The following is a 13,615-nucleotide window of genomic DNA, read 5'->3' on the forward strand; positions in this document are numbered from 1 at the left end:
GTCGATGATTCAGAAAAGCCCGATTGGTTCCGTTAATTGCTCAATGATCCCGCAAAATGCAGGATGCACGATGGCCATTCATGCAGTTTGCACGACATCTCAAAATCATCTTATTTTTAAGCTATTGATTTATAACGATTTTATTTTTATCCGGTGCTGGCACAATCACTGCAACCTCCTATGCATGCTTGCCATTCAAGTGCATACGGAGCTGAAAAACATGAGCCTGATTCAAGAAAAATTTACCTCCCTGTTCTCCAACTTCGACGTCACCACCTCGCCGCGTCCCGATGGCGGGATTTTGCTGACCCTGCGTAGTGCCGACGGCAAAGTGTTCAAACGTGCACTGTCGTATCAGCAACTGCATGCCGGCGACCAACTGTCCTGGGCAATCAGTGCGATTCGCCGTGACCTGGCCGAACAGGCCAGCGAGTTGCCGCAAATTGCGATGCTGCAGAGCCAGCAGCGCTTTGCCCTGCCGACGTATCACTCGCTGTAAACGCTTAAGAACTCGTTAAACAAAACAGGCCGTGGAGCTTTCGCTTCACGGCCTGTTTTTTTGTGCCCGGATCTATGCAGGGTTTTGCGTAAAAGTTAGAACGCTTCCGGTTCGATGCCGGTGAAGCTGTCGACGGTAACGTGGCCCGCCAGTTCTCCGCCATCGCGGGCCAGACCGCAGGTTTTCAGGCCCGCTGACTGAGCGGCATCGAGCTCTTCGACGATGTCCGACAGAAACAGGATCTGCGCAGGTTCAACCGCGATCGCCTGTTGAATGTTCGTGTAAGACTGCGCCTCTCGTTTCGGTCCCGACGTAGTGTCGAAATATCCGCTGAACAGCGGCGTCAGATCACCTGCTTCCGAACAGCCGAAGATCAGCTTCTGTGCCTGGATCGAGCCCGACGAGTACACAAACAGTCGATAACCGGCCGCGTGCCAGCGTTGAAGTGCTTCAACAGCATCCGGATAAACATGCCCCTTCAACTGCCCGGCCTGATAACCCTGCTCCCAGACCATGCCTTGCAACGCTTTAAGCGGCGTGGCTTTACGGTCTTCGGCAATCCAGCTCAAAAGGATTTCAACAACCCGTTCAACGTCGGCCTGCGGCTCGTTGCTGTCACGGCGTACGGCGTCGAGCTGCTCTGCGACATCGGCACGCTCAGCGTTCTGGCGTACGAAATCCGGCAGGTGTCTGGCCGCGTAAGGAAACAGTACGTCGAAGACGAAACTGACGGCGCTGGTGGTACCTTCGATGTCGGTGAGGATGACTTTGATCGACATGGGCTCAGTCCTCCAGACGCGGGAATCGGCCGGCGATGTCTTCGCCGGTGAAATTGGCAACCCAGCCGTCCGGGCTGTTAAACAGACGGATCGCGACAAAGTGCGGATGTTCGCCCATGTCGAACCAGTGCTTGGTGCCAGCTGGAACGGAGATCAGATCGTTCTTCTCGCAGAGTACGGCGTACACGTAATCGTCGATGTGCAGGGTAAACAGCCCACGACCGGCGACGAAAAATCTGACTTCGTCTTCACCATGGCGGTGTTCTTCGAGGAACTTGGCGCGCAGTTCGGCTTTTTGCGGGTGGTCGCTGTTAAGGCTGATGACGTCGACGGTGACGTAACCGCGTTCAGTCATCAGTTTGTCGATCTGCTCCTGGTAAGCGCTGATCACCTCTTCCTGCGTGGCGCCGGGCTGGATCTTCGCGGTGGCTTGCCAGCGGTCGAAGCGCACACCTTGCTCGGCCAGAGTCGAGGCGATGTCTTCGAAATGGGTCAGCACCTTGTTCGGAATGTCAGGGCTGGAAACGTGATAGACGGACAGGCTGCTCATTGGGGCAATTCCTCGGTATCGGCCTTGCCGTCCGGTTCTTGCAGACCGGTCGGGCACAGCATTTCATCAGGCAAATGGGCGACTTCGGGTGAAGTCAGCCCTGGCGGTTCATGACGCTGCGGGTTTTCAACTCGCATTCAAACAGGAATTCAAAGGCTTCGATCTGGCGCAACGCGTCGTTCATCTGCGCGCCCCAGGTGTAGAGGCCGTGACCGCGAATCAGATAACCGACGCAATCGGGATGGGCGTCGAGCCAAGGCTGCACCTTGGCGGCGAGCCGCGCAATATCCTGGTCGTTGTCGAAAATCGGCACGCGCACCCGGGATTCATGGGTCGAGATGCCGCTGAAGGCTTTTTGCAGTTCGTAGTCTTCGAACTCGATAAAGTCTTGCGGCGTCAGCCGCGACAGCACCGTGGCATTGACCGAGTGAGTGTGCAGCACCGCACCGATCTCCGGGCGCCAACTGTAGAGCTGGGTGTGCAGCAGAGTTTCGGCGGACGGCTTTTTGCCCGGTTCCAGGCTGTTACCGGCAAGGTCGGTGGCGAGCACATCGTCCACACCCAACTGGCCCTTGTGCTTGCCGGACACGGTCAACAACGCTTCGCTGGCCGACAGGCGCGTCGAATAATTGCTGCTGGTGGCCGGCGACCAGCCGCGACCATAAAGGAAACGCCCGGCGTCGACGATTTGCTGGGCGAGTTGTTCACGCGTAAGGCTCATGGCCTGTCCTCTTGCATACGTGTGGCAATGATAACGGCAGCAGCAAGCGCCGCGAGACTGGCAATACTAAAGGTCAATGTCGCCCCGAGGGCATTCCAGCTGTAGCCGGAATACAACGCGCCCAGCGCACCGCCGGTGCCGGCCAGTGCCGCATACAGCGCCTGGCCCTGCCCCTGTTGGCGCGCACCGAAGCTACGTTGCACGAACTGGATGGCAGCGGCGTGAAAACTGCCGAAAGTCGCCGCATGGAGAATCTGTGCGAACAGCAGCACCCAGAGAAACTCGGCGAACGAACCTAGCAGTAACCAGCGCAGGGCCGCCAGCAGAAAACTGGCCAGCAGCACCCGGCGCACCGAGAACCGCGCCAGAATCCGGCTCATGGCCATGAACATCAGCACTTCGGCGACCACACCGACCGCCCAGAGCATGCCGATCACGCCTCGTGTGTAACCGAGTTTTTCCAGGTGCAAAGTCAAAAACGTGTAATACGGGCCGTGGCTCATTTGCATCAGCGCCACGCAGCCGTAAAACGCCAACACACCGGGGCTGCGCAATTGTTTGAGAAAGCCCTCCCCGCCCGGTCGGCTGCCCTGCGCCGGTTGCGCGTTCGGCACCCACAAGCTGCTGAGGACAATGCCGGCCATGATCAACACCAGCGCCGCTGGGTAGATGTCGAGGCTGAGCCATTCGAACAGGCGCCCCAAAGCGACCACAGTGATGATGAAACCAATCGAGCCCCACAGGCGGATCTGGCTGTAACGCGAAGTCTGGCCCTGCAGATGCGCCAGCGTAATGACTTCGAACTGCGGCAACACCGCGTGCCAGAAGAACGCATGCAGCGCCATGACCATCGCCAGCCACGCGTAGCTCTTGCTGACGAAAATCAACGAGAACGTGAGCAACGTGCACACCGCGCCGAAACGTACGATGGCCAGGCGTTTGCCGGTGTAGTCGCCCAACCAGCCCCAGATGTTCGGCGCCACACAGCGCATCAACATCGGGATTGCCACCAGTTCGCCGATGCGCGCGGCGCTGAATCCGAGGTGATCGAAGTACAGCGCCAGAAACGGCGCCGTCGAACCGAGCAAGGCGAAATAGAACAGATAAAAACTGGACAGCCGCCAGTAAGGAAGCGCCGCCACGCCCGTCAAGCCGCAGCGGCTTTGATATCTGCCATCAAAGCTGACGCAGCACCGGCGTGCTCACGCGCACATCGGCGTTCTGCCCACGGTGACGCAACAGGTGATCCATCAGCACGATGGCCATCATCGCCTCGGCAATCGGTGTGGCGCGGATTCCCACGCACGGGTCGTGACGGCCCTTGGTGATGACATCGACCGGGTTGCCATCGACATCAATCGAACGGCCCGGGGTGGTGATGCTCGACGTTGGCTTCAACGCCAGATGCGCAACGATCGGCTGACCGGACGAGATACCGCCAAGGATGCCGCCAGCGTTGTTGCTGAGGAAACCTAGCGGTGTCATTTCATCACGATGCTCGGTGCCGCGCTGGGCAACGCAGGCAAAACCGGCGCCGATTTCCACGCCTTTGACCGCATTGATGCTCATCAGCGCGTGGGCCAGTTCAGCGTCGAGACGATCGAAAATCGGCTCGCCCAGACCCGGCATCACACCTTCAGCGACCACGGTGATTTTCGCTCCGACCGAGTCCTGATCACGGCGCAGCTGGTCCATGTAGGCTTCCAGCTCGGGGACTTTGTCCGGGTCGGGGCTGAAGAAAGCGTTCTGCTCAACCGAATCCCAGGTCTTGAACGGGATTTCGATCGGGCCGAGCTGGCTCATGTAGCCACGAATGACGATGCCCTGAGTGGCGAGGAATTTCTTCGCAATCGCCCCCGCCGCCACACGCATCGCGGTCTCGCGCGCCGAGCTGCGGCCACCGCCACGGTAGTCGCGCTCGCCGTATTTGTGGTGGTAGGTGTAGTCGGCGTGGGCCGGGCGGAACAGATCCTTGATCGCCGAGTAGTCCTTGGACTTCTGGTCGGTGTTGCGGATCAGCAGGCCAATCGAGCAACCGGTGGTGCGCCCCTCGAACACGCCGGAAAGGATTTCGACTTCGTCGGGCTCTTGGCGCTGGGTGGTGTGGCGGCTGGTGCCGGGCTTGCGGCGATCAAGGTCGCGCTGCAAGTCTTCGACAGAAATCTCCAGGCCCGGCGGGCAGCCGTCGACAATGGCGACCAACGCCGGACCATGGCTTTCGCCAGCGGTGGTGACAGAGAACAACTTGCCGTAGGTATTGCCGGACATGCAGGACGCTCCGTGAAATCAAACCCAAATTCGTGATGCGCGCCAGTATACGCAGGCTAACCGAGTAGTTCATCCTCGAACCTTAGTGGTGCTGGCGAGTCCAACCGGCATCTTGGCGAATGATGGCGTGATGATGCTGCGAGTTCTGATCTTGAGTCTTACCCTATTTACTGGCTTTGCCCAGGCGACTGTCCTACAGCGCCCGATGTCTCTGGACACCGGCAGCGGCGAACTTTTCGGCTCGCTGTTGCTGCCAAAATCCGACAAGCCTGTACCGGTTGTCCTGATCATTTCTGGCTCAGGTCCTACGGATCGTGACGGAAACAACCCCGACGGCGGGCGCAACGACAGTCTCAAACGGCTGGCATGGGTGCTGGCCAAACACAACATCGCCAGCGTGCGTTACGACAAGCGCGGCGTGGCCGCGAGCCTCGCCGCGACCCCGGATGAGCGCAATCTGTCAGTCGAGGCCTACGCGGCCGACGCGGTGGCGTGGGGACAAAAGCTCAAGGCGGATCCGCGTTTCGGTCAACTGATTCTGCTCGGTCACAGTGAAGGCGCGCTGATCGCCACCCTCGCTGCGCCAAAGGTAGACGCGGCAGCGGTGATTTCCTTGTCCGGCAGTGCCCGCCCGGTCGATCAGGTGATTCGTGAACAGCTGGCCCGCAGCCTGCCGCCGCCCCTGATGATGCGCAGCAATGAACTGCTCGACAGCCTCAAGGCCGGTCACGTCGATGACAACGTACCGGCGCAACTGCAAGTGATATTCCGTCCGAGCGTGCAGCCGTATCTGATTTCGCTGTTCCGTCAGGATCCCGCGAAAGCGTTCGCGCAATTGCCAATGCCGGCGCTGATTGTCCAAGGCAGCAATGACATGCAGGTCGGTACCGAAGACGCGAAATTGCTCAAGGCTGCCAAACCGGACGCCAAACTGGTGGTGATCGAAGGCATGAACCATGTCTTGCGCATCGTGCACAACGACATGAAGCGCCAACTGGCCTCCTACAAGGACCCGAATTTGCCACTGGCGGCAGAACTCGGCTCGCAAATCATCGACTTTATTGACGGACTTCGCGCCCGTTAAGCCTCAACTGGGGGCGTTTCAGGCAGTTTTCCAGCCTGATACCCCTCCAGTCCTGAAGAAAACGGCCGATAAGCCTTTGTCGCCAGCGCAATCGCTGGTGACAAGCAGGGCTTGGACAGGATCTCGCCGTTATGACAGATACGCAGACTTCACCCGACACCACCGCTGAAAAAGACGTACCGCCAGCGGTCGAGCTGCCGTGGGCGGATGTCCACGCCGAGCACCACAAGATGCTCCGCCTGGCCCCGCTACAGACTGATCGCCACACCGGTGGCCGGCCGCTGCGCTTTGTCGAATTCGGTTACGCCGAGCGCAACAGCAAAGAGCAAAGCCTGATGCGCATGGCGATCAAACTGCCTGGCCAGCGCGTGCGCAAAGAACAGAATCACCTCGACGTATGGGTCAATCACACCACCAAGCGTGTGCACTTTGGCCCGGACAGCGGCTTGCAGATCGAACCGTTGAACCGTGGCATCGGCCGTTTCGTCGCTGCGCAAGGCATCAACTGGGCGAAAAAACGCTGGCCCACCTACACCGTCGACGGCATGGACTTGAACAACAAGGACGCGTTGAACGAGGACACTCGCCTGCGTCGCGATCATTTCCTGCGCGTGCATGGTTTTGACGTGGCGTACGCCGATGCGCAGCATTTGAAGGGCAGCGTCAAGGAGGTGCAGGTCGCAGACTTGCTCGGTGACTGGAACAGCGAAAAGCTCCAAGTCGTCGAAATTCTTGAAGCGGCGCAGATGCTTCAGCAGGCTGAGCAGAATCTGGCCGAGCAGGAAGTGAAGCTCAAAAAGCAGGAAGACAAGGTCAGCAAGTTCAAGCGCGAAGACGCCGGGCTGCGGTTCACCATTACTTGCCTGGTGGCGTTTGCGGTGTTTCAGGCGGGGTTGTTGATCTGGATTGCGACACACCGCTGATGGCTTGATACCGCGGTGCGGCCATTCGCGAGCAGGCTCGCTCCCACAGGAAAATGCATTCCAAAGGTGGGAGCGAGCCTGTTCCGGGCGGCGTTCCGACGAAGCTTTTAGCGGGTTAAACGCGGGAAGCGAACAGCGCCTGATGATCGCGGCACTGCTCCGCGGTCAGCATGAACACGCCATGCCCGCCGCGCGCGAATTCCAGCCAGGCAAAATCGACTTCCGGGTACAGCGCCTCAACGTGCACCTGGCTATTGCCGACTTCAACAATCAGCAAACCCTTCTCGGTCAAATGATCCGCCGCTTCGGCGAGCATCCGTCGTACCAGGTTCAGACCGTCATCACCGCAGGCCAGGCCCAACTCCGGTTCGTGTTGATATTCGTCCGGCATGTCGGCGAAATCTTCGGCATCCACGTAAGGCGGGTTCGACACGATCAGGTCGAAACGCTGACCCGGCAATCCATCAAAGCCATCGCCCTGCACCGTGTACACACGCTCATCGACGCCGTGACGCTCGATATTCTGATTGGCCACCTCTAGCGCTTCAAACGACAGATCCGCCAGCACGACTTCAGCGTTCTGGAACTCGTAAGCGCAAGCGATACCGATGCAACCGGAGCCGGTGCACAGGTCAAGAATTCGCGCCGGCTCGTCGCCGAACCACGGCGCAAAACGGTTTTCGATCAGCTCGCCAATCGGCGAACGCGGAATCAACACACGCTCATCGACAATGAAGGACATGCCGCAGAACCACGCTTCACCCAACAGGTATGCGGTTGGAATGCGCTCTTCGATGCGGCGTTTGAGCATGCGTTGCAGATTAACCAGTTCATCGTCTTCCAGCGCGCAGTCCAGATAGCTGTCGGCGATCTCCCACGGCAGGTGCAGAGCGCCCAACACCAACTGGCGGGCTTCATCCCACGCGTTGTCGGTGCCATGGCCGAAAAACAGATCCTCCCCATGGAAGCGGCTGACGGCCCAACGGATATGGTCGCGCAGGGTACGAAGTCGGGAAGTGATCACGGGGCAGAACTCCAGAAAAAACGACTGGGGATTCTACCAGCCAAAACGCCTCGCGACGACGCAGGAAAAACACCGGGCCGACCGTAGGACTGTTCTGTTTTTCTTATCAGCTATTGAACAGAACGTGTAACTTGACAAGGCTGCAGGCCAATAACGACGGTGCCTACGATGGTAGCGATTCACAGAACCGCTCAGCCAGAGGACAATGCCGCAAAAGCCCCACCCCAAGGAGCCCCAGAATGTCCGTTCCAAAAACGATGTTTCAACTCAGCGGTCGCGGTTACGCAGCGGCCACACTGAGCCATGCGACCGTGGTCATCATCGATGCCCAGAAAGAATATCTCAGTGGCCCGTTGGCCCTGAGCGGCATGGACGCGGCCGTCGCAAACATCAAACAAGTGGTCGCCGCCGCCCGTGCCGCCGGTCGGCCTATCGTGCATGTGCGTCACCTCGGCACCGTCGGTGGCCTGTTCGACCCGCAAGGCGAACGCGGCGAATTCATCCCCGGCCTCGAGCCGCAGGGTGACGAAACCATCATCGGCAAACTGCTGCCGAGCGCATTTCACGGCACCGAATTGCTCGATCGCCTGCAAAACCTTGGCTCGCTGGACCTGATCGTTTGCGGCTTCATGAGCCATTCCAGCGTCAGTACCACCGTGCGTGCAGCGAAGAACCTGGGTTTCCGCTGCACCCTGGTTGAAGATGCCTGCGCCACCCGTGACTTGCCCTTCAAGGGCCGTGTACTGAGCGCCGAACGCGTGCAGGAGGCGGAAATGGCGATCATGGCCGACAACTTCGCCACCCTCGCCTTGACTCAAGACCTGATCTGATCGCCGCTTGATGAGCGGCTCATGCCGCCGCTCATCCGCAAAAGCCTCTCATTTGCCGCAAATGCCATAGCCTCCGGAACAACCCGGTCAACTCCCGGTCGAAGGGCCGATACCCATTGAGGAAGGTCGGAATGAAGTTATCCGATGGATTTGACGCACGCCGCTTGCGGCCCAAAGGCCAAAGCAACTGGCGTTTTCGTTTTGGTGCAGCGTTCGCCGCCATTCTGGCGACGTTTGGCGTGCTGCTGGCGATGGCCGGTGCAGCCAGCCTGCTGGGACGCCCGCCGGCGCTCGGTGACTTGAACGCCACGCCCATGGGCTCGGCGATCATTCTGGCGGTCGGTTTGCTGTTTATGTATTTCGGTGTCGCCCTGTGGCGTCGCTGCCGCCGTCGCGCACGGCAATCGAGGGAACTGAACATGTCCCCGCACCTGATGAAAAAACACGACTGAATCGACGGCCTGGCTTTTAGCCGGGCCGTTTTGTTTCGACTTGGGTAAACTGGCCGCCCTTCGCGGAGGCTGATATGCAAGACGACGATTTTTCCCTGTTCAAAAACGAGCTGCGTGGCGTCAAGCCGATCAAGCACGATCGCGCCGACACCGGCAAACCCAAGACTGACCGCGCACAGATCGCCAAGCTGCGCCAATCGGCCACCGTGCGCACCGACCAGGCGACCGTTGACGGTCTGTCGGATCAGTTCGTGATCGATGTAGGTCCGGAAGACGAGTTGATGTGGTCCCGGGACGGGGTTCAGGAAAGTCAGATGCGCAAGCTCAAGGTCGGGCAGATCCCGTTCGAAGGCAGCCTCGACCTGCACGGCATGAACGTGGAAAAGGCCCGGGAAACGCTATGGGCGTTTCTCGCCGAAGCGACCAAATTCGAAATTCGCTGCGTGCGCGTCACCCACGGCAAGGCTGTGCGGCTGGACGGCAAGCGGCCGATGATCAAAAGCCACGTCAACACCTGGTTGCGCCAGCACGCGCAAGTGCTGGGTTTCTGCTCGTGCCAGGCCAAACATGGCGGCGCCGGCGCGGTTTACGTGATGCTCAAACGCACCATGATGGAAGGCCGCGACGAATAATCGCGTTACACCGAACTTGCAGGGGCGTGTCCGCTACCGCACCCTTGCTCATTGCGAAAATCCCCACAGGTAGTTTCATGTCCCTGGAACAGATTTACACCGCGATGTTTAGGGTTTTAAACAGGGTCTCAGGGTCAATGAAATCAGAGGCTTAGCACCGAAGAAAACTCTGGATTCCATGCTAATACACGGTTATTGCTACAGAAATTGGTAAGGGATCACTGTCCCAAATATATCGAAAAAGCCCCGCATCGCTTAAAACGATGCGGGGCTTTTTTCATTGTTGGATGATGGTTTGACAGTAAGCGGCTTCCTGGCAGGGGCGCAGTGGCCGAAAGCCGACTGACCAGGTGCCCTACTGCTGTGTGCGCTGCCATCCAGACGGAGGAGTTCCGTTTCCAGTCGCAACGAAAATCTCCAAAGGGCGATAGATTTGCCCACTGGTACTGGCCAGCAGAGCTTCAAACCAGATCAACTTGCAATTCGATATGAAGATGCCGGCCAGACGTCGTAGAGTGGCTAACTCAGACTTTTCTTGTATGGATCGTCACCTGCAATCCCAGCGGACCGGGCCTGTCGCAGACCAATGTCATCGTCTCGATGGGGTGATGCTCCAACAATTGAAGCAGTTGAGTCGGGCGCAGACCCACTCGCACATGCGCCAGCAACTCGCGAGTCTGGCGACCCAGCGCTTGCAGTATCAACGCGGGATCATCGACCTGAAGATGCAGCCATTTACGTGGTGCCGCCGTGTCCGGCAAGTCGAACCCATCGATGCCTGCCTGGACCAGTTCCCCATTTTCGATTTGCACGGTTGAAGCAGCAGGCGTAATACCCAGGCCCTGTAGCAGCAATTTCAGTTGGGCCGCCCCACCGCTGGCGCTAACGGCATTCATGGCAGAGAACGCGTATTTGACGTGATTACCCGAAGTCTGCAATACCACTTGCTCAAGGAAGGCCGTGCGCTTGGGTGCGATTTCCCACGCCTGCGTTGCTTCGTTCTCGCAGGGCTGCATGGAGTGCCTTTGAGCGGCAGTCTGATAAAACGGATGCTCGCAAAGTGGCTGCATGGCTTCGGACAGACGTGTGGTCAACCCGGTATCGAGAAAACTTAAATACGCCTCAAAGGTCTGGTTGGACAGCGCGTCCGGCCAAAGTCCGCGATAAGCCCTGAGCGCGTCACAGGCTTTCGGGTCGAACGCCTGCGGCAGGATCATCGGTCCCAGATCCCGGGATTGTCCGCTTTGGCTCAATGTAGCGGCGTAGTCCATCAGCAACTCGCCCTGGTCGACCCATTGAATGCCATAGTCTCGCCCGCGGCGCTGCCAAAGACTGCGTTGCTGCTCATCATGGGAAAACAACATGGCCGTCGTCTGTCCCGGGATGCATTGCGCCAGAAAGTCTTCAGTGGTCATCAACTTGATGTCATCAACGGCATCCATTAGTACCTTGTCATGTACCAGTGCCACCGGTTCCCAAGGGAAGTTCCGATCTTGCAGAGCGCGTTTGAAAGGCACCGAACGCGGCGTAGCGTAATCCCAACCGATAAAGTAGAGTTTTTTACGAACAGTCATGCCGGGCTCACTGTGGTTTTTGAAAGTAAAAGGTTTGTGTATCGCCAATACGGCCTGCGACCAAAGCGCCGCTATGCGGGCTGAAATAATTGCCCGCGACCACCTTCCCACTCGGGTTGACCAACGTGCAGTCGGCGCCCAACCATGTCATCAACTTCAATCCATGCCGCTCGCCCAGGCTCAGAAACTCTTCCACCGTGTAATGCTTGTAGTGCCATGCGTAAGGGTTTTTGGTCAGGTCGACAACCTGCGAGTTGGGCGCAGAGATAATCAATCGGCCACCCGGTTTTAATGCGTGGACCAACAGCCCAAAGAACGCTTCACCTTGCTCAACGTGTTCAATGGACTCGATCGACACGATGAAATCAAAATGGTTGGCCGGAAGCGAAAACGGGAAAAACTTCTGGCTGAACAGCGTATTCACGTCAACGTAATTGCGATTGGCCAAGTCAATTGACTCTGCCGAGCCGTCGATACCGTGTATGAAGCACGGCAACGATTGCGCCAGCAGGTGGGTGCCATAACCATTGCCGCAAAAAATATCGGCACCAATGAGCGGTCCCGGCAAATCGGCGAGGACCTCGCATGCGAACTCATAGCGAGCGATAGCATCGGGTGGGAGTGCATCTACATGCAGCGCGGTGAGTCGCTCACCACTGTTCAAATTAAAATCTCTATCAAGCAATCCCATAAACACCTCGGCACCCAGTGCCCAGACTCCAGACACCGTGAATAAATGATTAGTACTTGAACACCCTGGGGTATCAGCTCGTCATAAAACTGTTGTCAGGTGCCTGCCGCGCAGGTGCAGTAGCCAGGGCGCAAGGTCAAAAAGAAAGAGGTCCGCCGATACCAGGCTCGATTCGATGGCCATCGGGCCTACAGATCATCTTGTTCGGCTTCTCGCGAGTAATACATCTTGCGGCTCGTCCACCAAGACTCCGTAATCGTATCGGCCAATTGAGTGATTTCTTGAGGCGCGTTCAGTTCGCCGCGAAGCGCGAGCCATCCCGCCGTCTGCCCTCCCCTCAGCCCCTTTAGCCCCGTTCCCTTTGCCCCTTGGTTCGGTATGAGCCGTAGGCAAGATGAAGGATTAGTTAACCATCACGTCATCCAGAGCCTGCTCGAGGGTTCTGACCGTGCGCTCGAAAGCCGTTTTTTTTCATCGGATCAAATCTTTGCCTTGGGGATACGCAGGCGGCGTTGTTATCAGCATTCACAATTTCGCATTGATGTCTGGTGTCATGCCCAGTGACCTGGATCAGACCACGCCCGCGATAGCTGGCTATCACTATCCGCCTTCGAGGTGTTGCCCAGCTTCGCGGCAACATTCCCGGTGTCGTATTTGTTGATTTTTGGATTGAAGAAGGCGATCCCAATCGGGTGAGTCAAGGCCGACCTTGAAGCACTAGGCATTGATCGAGCGCTCGGCGAGCAAATCAGCGCGCCCTACAGCCTCCAGGCCGGACTGACCGAATTAGACATTCGCGTCAGCGGGCAATACAACTGCCGACACACTTACGCTACCATGTGCCTTATGGCGGGTATGATCCCTGCGTTCATTGCCATTCAGCTCGGTCATAGCGTTCAGATGTTGCTATCGACCTACGCCCGATGGATAAACTCCAGCACCGACTGGGGTGAGCTCGGGAAGCTCGAAAACAGCTTGATTGGTACAAAATTGGTACAGGCAGAAACAGTACCCCTCTGAAACCCTTATGGAATCAGCCCCTGTGACACTGGAACAGAACTACACCGCGATTCTCGGCCAATTGGGCGAGGACGTCTCCCGCGAGGGCCTGCTCGACACGCCAAAGCGTGCCGCCAAAGCCATGCAGTACCTCTGCCGCGGTTACGAACAGACGCTTGAAGAGGTCACCAACGGTGCCCTCTTCAGCTCCGACAACAGCGAAATGGTGCTGGTCAAGGACATCGAGTTGTACTCGCTGTGCGAACATCACTTGCTGCCGTTTATCGGCAAGGCTCACGTCGCGTATATCCCGAGCGGCAAAGTGCTGGGCCTGTCGAAGGTTGCGCGCATTGTCGACATGTACGCCCGTCGCCTGCAGATTCAGGAAAACCTCAGCCGCCAGATCGCCGACGCGGTGCAGCAAGTCACAGGCGCGCTGGGCGTTGCAGTGGTGATCGAGGCCAAGCACATGTGCATGATGATGCGCGGTGTCGAGAAACAGAATTCGTCGATGATCACTTCGGTGATGCTCGGTGAGTTCCGTGAAAACGCAGCGACTCGCAGCGAATTCCTCAGCCTGATCAAGTAA

General features: G+C 58.1%; 15 protein-coding genes and 2 pseudogenes. 8 read left to right on the plus strand and 9 right to left on the minus strand.

The window, feature by feature from the left end; genetic code table 11:
* The first annotated feature begins 220 nt into the window (after positions 1 to 220).
* Entirely contained in the window at positions 221 to 499 is a 279-nt protein-coding gene (locus JJD74_RS00545; RefSeq protein WP_042558453.1) for a DUF3509 domain-containing protein, read from the plus strand.
* Between the two features lie 95 nt (positions 500 to 594).
* Here JJD74_RS00545 and mtnC read toward each other — a convergent pair whose 3' ends face one another.
* The 5 genes from mtnC to aroC all read right to left on the minus strand — a co-directional run bounded on the left by mtnC (position 595) and on the right by aroC (position 4,817).
* Positions 595 to 1,278 carry an acireductone synthase gene (mtnC, locus tag JJD74_RS00550; protein WP_200610613.1) on the minus strand — a complete coding sequence of 228 codons (684 nt, stop codon included), beginning with the start codon at positions 1,276 to 1,278 and terminating at the stop codon, positions 595 to 597.
* A 4-nt stretch (positions 1,279 to 1,282) separates the two neighbouring features.
* Positions 1,283 to 1,828, minus strand: a complete 546-nt coding sequence (locus JJD74_RS00555; RefSeq protein WP_200610614.1) for a 1,2-dihydroxy-3-keto-5-methylthiopentene dioxygenase — start codon at positions 1,826 to 1,828, stop codon at positions 1,283 to 1,285.
* A 94-nt stretch (positions 1,829 to 1,922) separates the two neighbouring features.
* The gene (locus JJD74_RS00560) at positions 1,923 to 2,549 is read right to left on the minus strand and encodes a methylthioribulose 1-phosphate dehydratase (protein WP_042558450.1); all 627 of its coding nucleotides are present in this window, start codon (positions 2,547 to 2,549) and stop codon (positions 1,923 to 1,925) included.
* A complete protein-coding gene (locus JJD74_RS00565; protein ID WP_200610617.1) occupies positions 2,546 to 3,691 on the minus strand; it encodes an MFS transporter in 1,146 nt (381 codons plus the stop codon). The genes JJD74_RS00560 and JJD74_RS00565 overlap by 4 nt, the downstream gene beginning before the upstream one ends.
* Before the next feature lie 34 nt (positions 3,692 to 3,725).
* The gene (gene aroC / locus JJD74_RS00570; protein WP_200610629.1) at positions 3,726 to 4,817 is read right to left on the minus strand and encodes a chorismate synthase; all 1,092 of its coding nucleotides are present in this window, start codon (positions 4,815 to 4,817) and stop codon (positions 3,726 to 3,728) included.
* 130 nt (positions 4,818 to 4,947) lie between these two features.
* Between aroC and JJD74_RS00575 the strand changes: the two genes are divergently transcribed.
* Both JJD74_RS00575 and JJD74_RS00580 read left to right on the plus strand, forming a co-directional pair.
* A complete protein-coding gene (locus tag JJD74_RS00575; protein ID WP_042562007.1) occupies positions 4,948 to 5,901 on the plus strand; it encodes an alpha/beta hydrolase in 954 nt (317 codons plus the stop codon).
* Between the two features lie 131 nt (positions 5,902 to 6,032).
* Positions 6,033 to 6,824: a hypothetical protein gene (locus JJD74_RS00580; RefSeq protein WP_042558447.1), complete on the plus strand. Its 792-nt coding sequence runs from the start codon at positions 6,033 to 6,035 to the stop codon at positions 6,822 to 6,824.
* Between the two features lie 115 nt (positions 6,825 to 6,939).
* On the opposite strand, the gene prmB is transcribed toward JJD74_RS00580, so the two are convergent.
* Positions 6,940 to 7,848 carry a 50S ribosomal protein L3 N(5)-glutamine methyltransferase gene (gene prmB, locus JJD74_RS00585; protein ID WP_042558446.1) on the minus strand — a complete coding sequence of 303 codons (909 nt, stop codon included), beginning with the start codon at positions 7,846 to 7,848 and terminating at the stop codon, positions 6,940 to 6,942.
* Positions 7,849 to 8,087: 239 nt separating this feature from the next.
* Between prmB and JJD74_RS00590 the strand changes: the two genes are divergently transcribed.
* The 3 genes from JJD74_RS00590 to JJD74_RS00600 all read left to right on the plus strand — a co-directional run bounded on the left by JJD74_RS00590 (position 8,088) and on the right by JJD74_RS00600 (position 9,762).
* Positions 8,088 to 8,678 (plus strand): cysteine hydrolase family protein, encoded by a 591-nt coding sequence (locus JJD74_RS00590; RefSeq protein ID WP_008080919.1) that lies wholly within the window; start codon positions 8,088 to 8,090, stop codon positions 8,676 to 8,678.
* Between the two features lie 131 nt (positions 8,679 to 8,809).
* On the plus strand, positions 8,810 to 9,130 hold the full coding sequence (locus JJD74_RS00595; RefSeq protein WP_200610632.1) for a hypothetical protein: 321 nt from the start codon (positions 8,810 to 8,812) through the stop codon (positions 9,128 to 9,130).
* Positions 9,131 to 9,204: 74 nt separating this feature from the next.
* Positions 9,205 to 9,762: a Smr/MutS family protein gene (locus tag JJD74_RS00600; protein ID WP_042558443.1), complete on the plus strand. Its 558-nt coding sequence runs from the start codon at positions 9,205 to 9,207 to the stop codon at positions 9,760 to 9,762.
* 524 nt (positions 9,763 to 10,286) lie between these two features.
* Here the strand turns inward: JJD74_RS00600 and JJD74_RS00605 are convergent.
* The 3 genes and pseudogenes from JJD74_RS00605 to JJD74_RS30710 all read right to left on the minus strand — a co-directional run.
* Entirely contained in the window at positions 10,287 to 11,336 is a 1,050-nt protein-coding gene (locus JJD74_RS00605; RefSeq protein WP_200610635.1) for a hypothetical protein, read from the minus strand.
* A 7-nt stretch (positions 11,337 to 11,343) separates the two neighbouring features.
* Positions 11,344 to 12,027, minus strand: a complete 684-nt coding sequence (locus tag JJD74_RS00610) for a class I SAM-dependent methyltransferase (RefSeq protein WP_115148209.1) — start codon at positions 12,025 to 12,027, stop codon at positions 11,344 to 11,346.
* A 535-nt stretch (positions 12,028 to 12,562) separates the two neighbouring features.
* Positions 12,563 to 12,689 (minus strand): annotated as a pseudogene (locus tag JJD74_RS30710) (glycoside hydrolase family 19 protein); the annotation flags it as partial.
* Positions 12,690 to 12,804: 115 nt separating this feature from the next.
* On the opposite strand from JJD74_RS30710, the pseudogene JJD74_RS30715 reads away from it, so the two are divergent.
* Together JJD74_RS30715 and folE are read left to right on the plus strand one after the other, a co-directional pair.
* Positions 12,805 to 13,047 (plus strand): annotated as a pseudogene (locus tag JJD74_RS30715) (site-specific integrase); the annotation flags it as partial.
* Between the two features lie 22 nt (positions 13,048 to 13,069).
* Positions 13,070 to 13,615: a GTP cyclohydrolase I FolE gene (gene folE / locus JJD74_RS00615; RefSeq protein WP_010456659.1), complete on the plus strand. Its 546-nt coding sequence runs from the start codon at positions 13,070 to 13,072 to the stop codon at positions 13,613 to 13,615.

This window comes from Pseudomonas sp. MF6776, assembly GCF_016613125.1.
Classification (GTDB): domain Bacteria; phylum Pseudomonadota; class Gammaproteobacteria; order Pseudomonadales; family Pseudomonadaceae; genus Aquipseudomonas; species Aquipseudomonas iridis.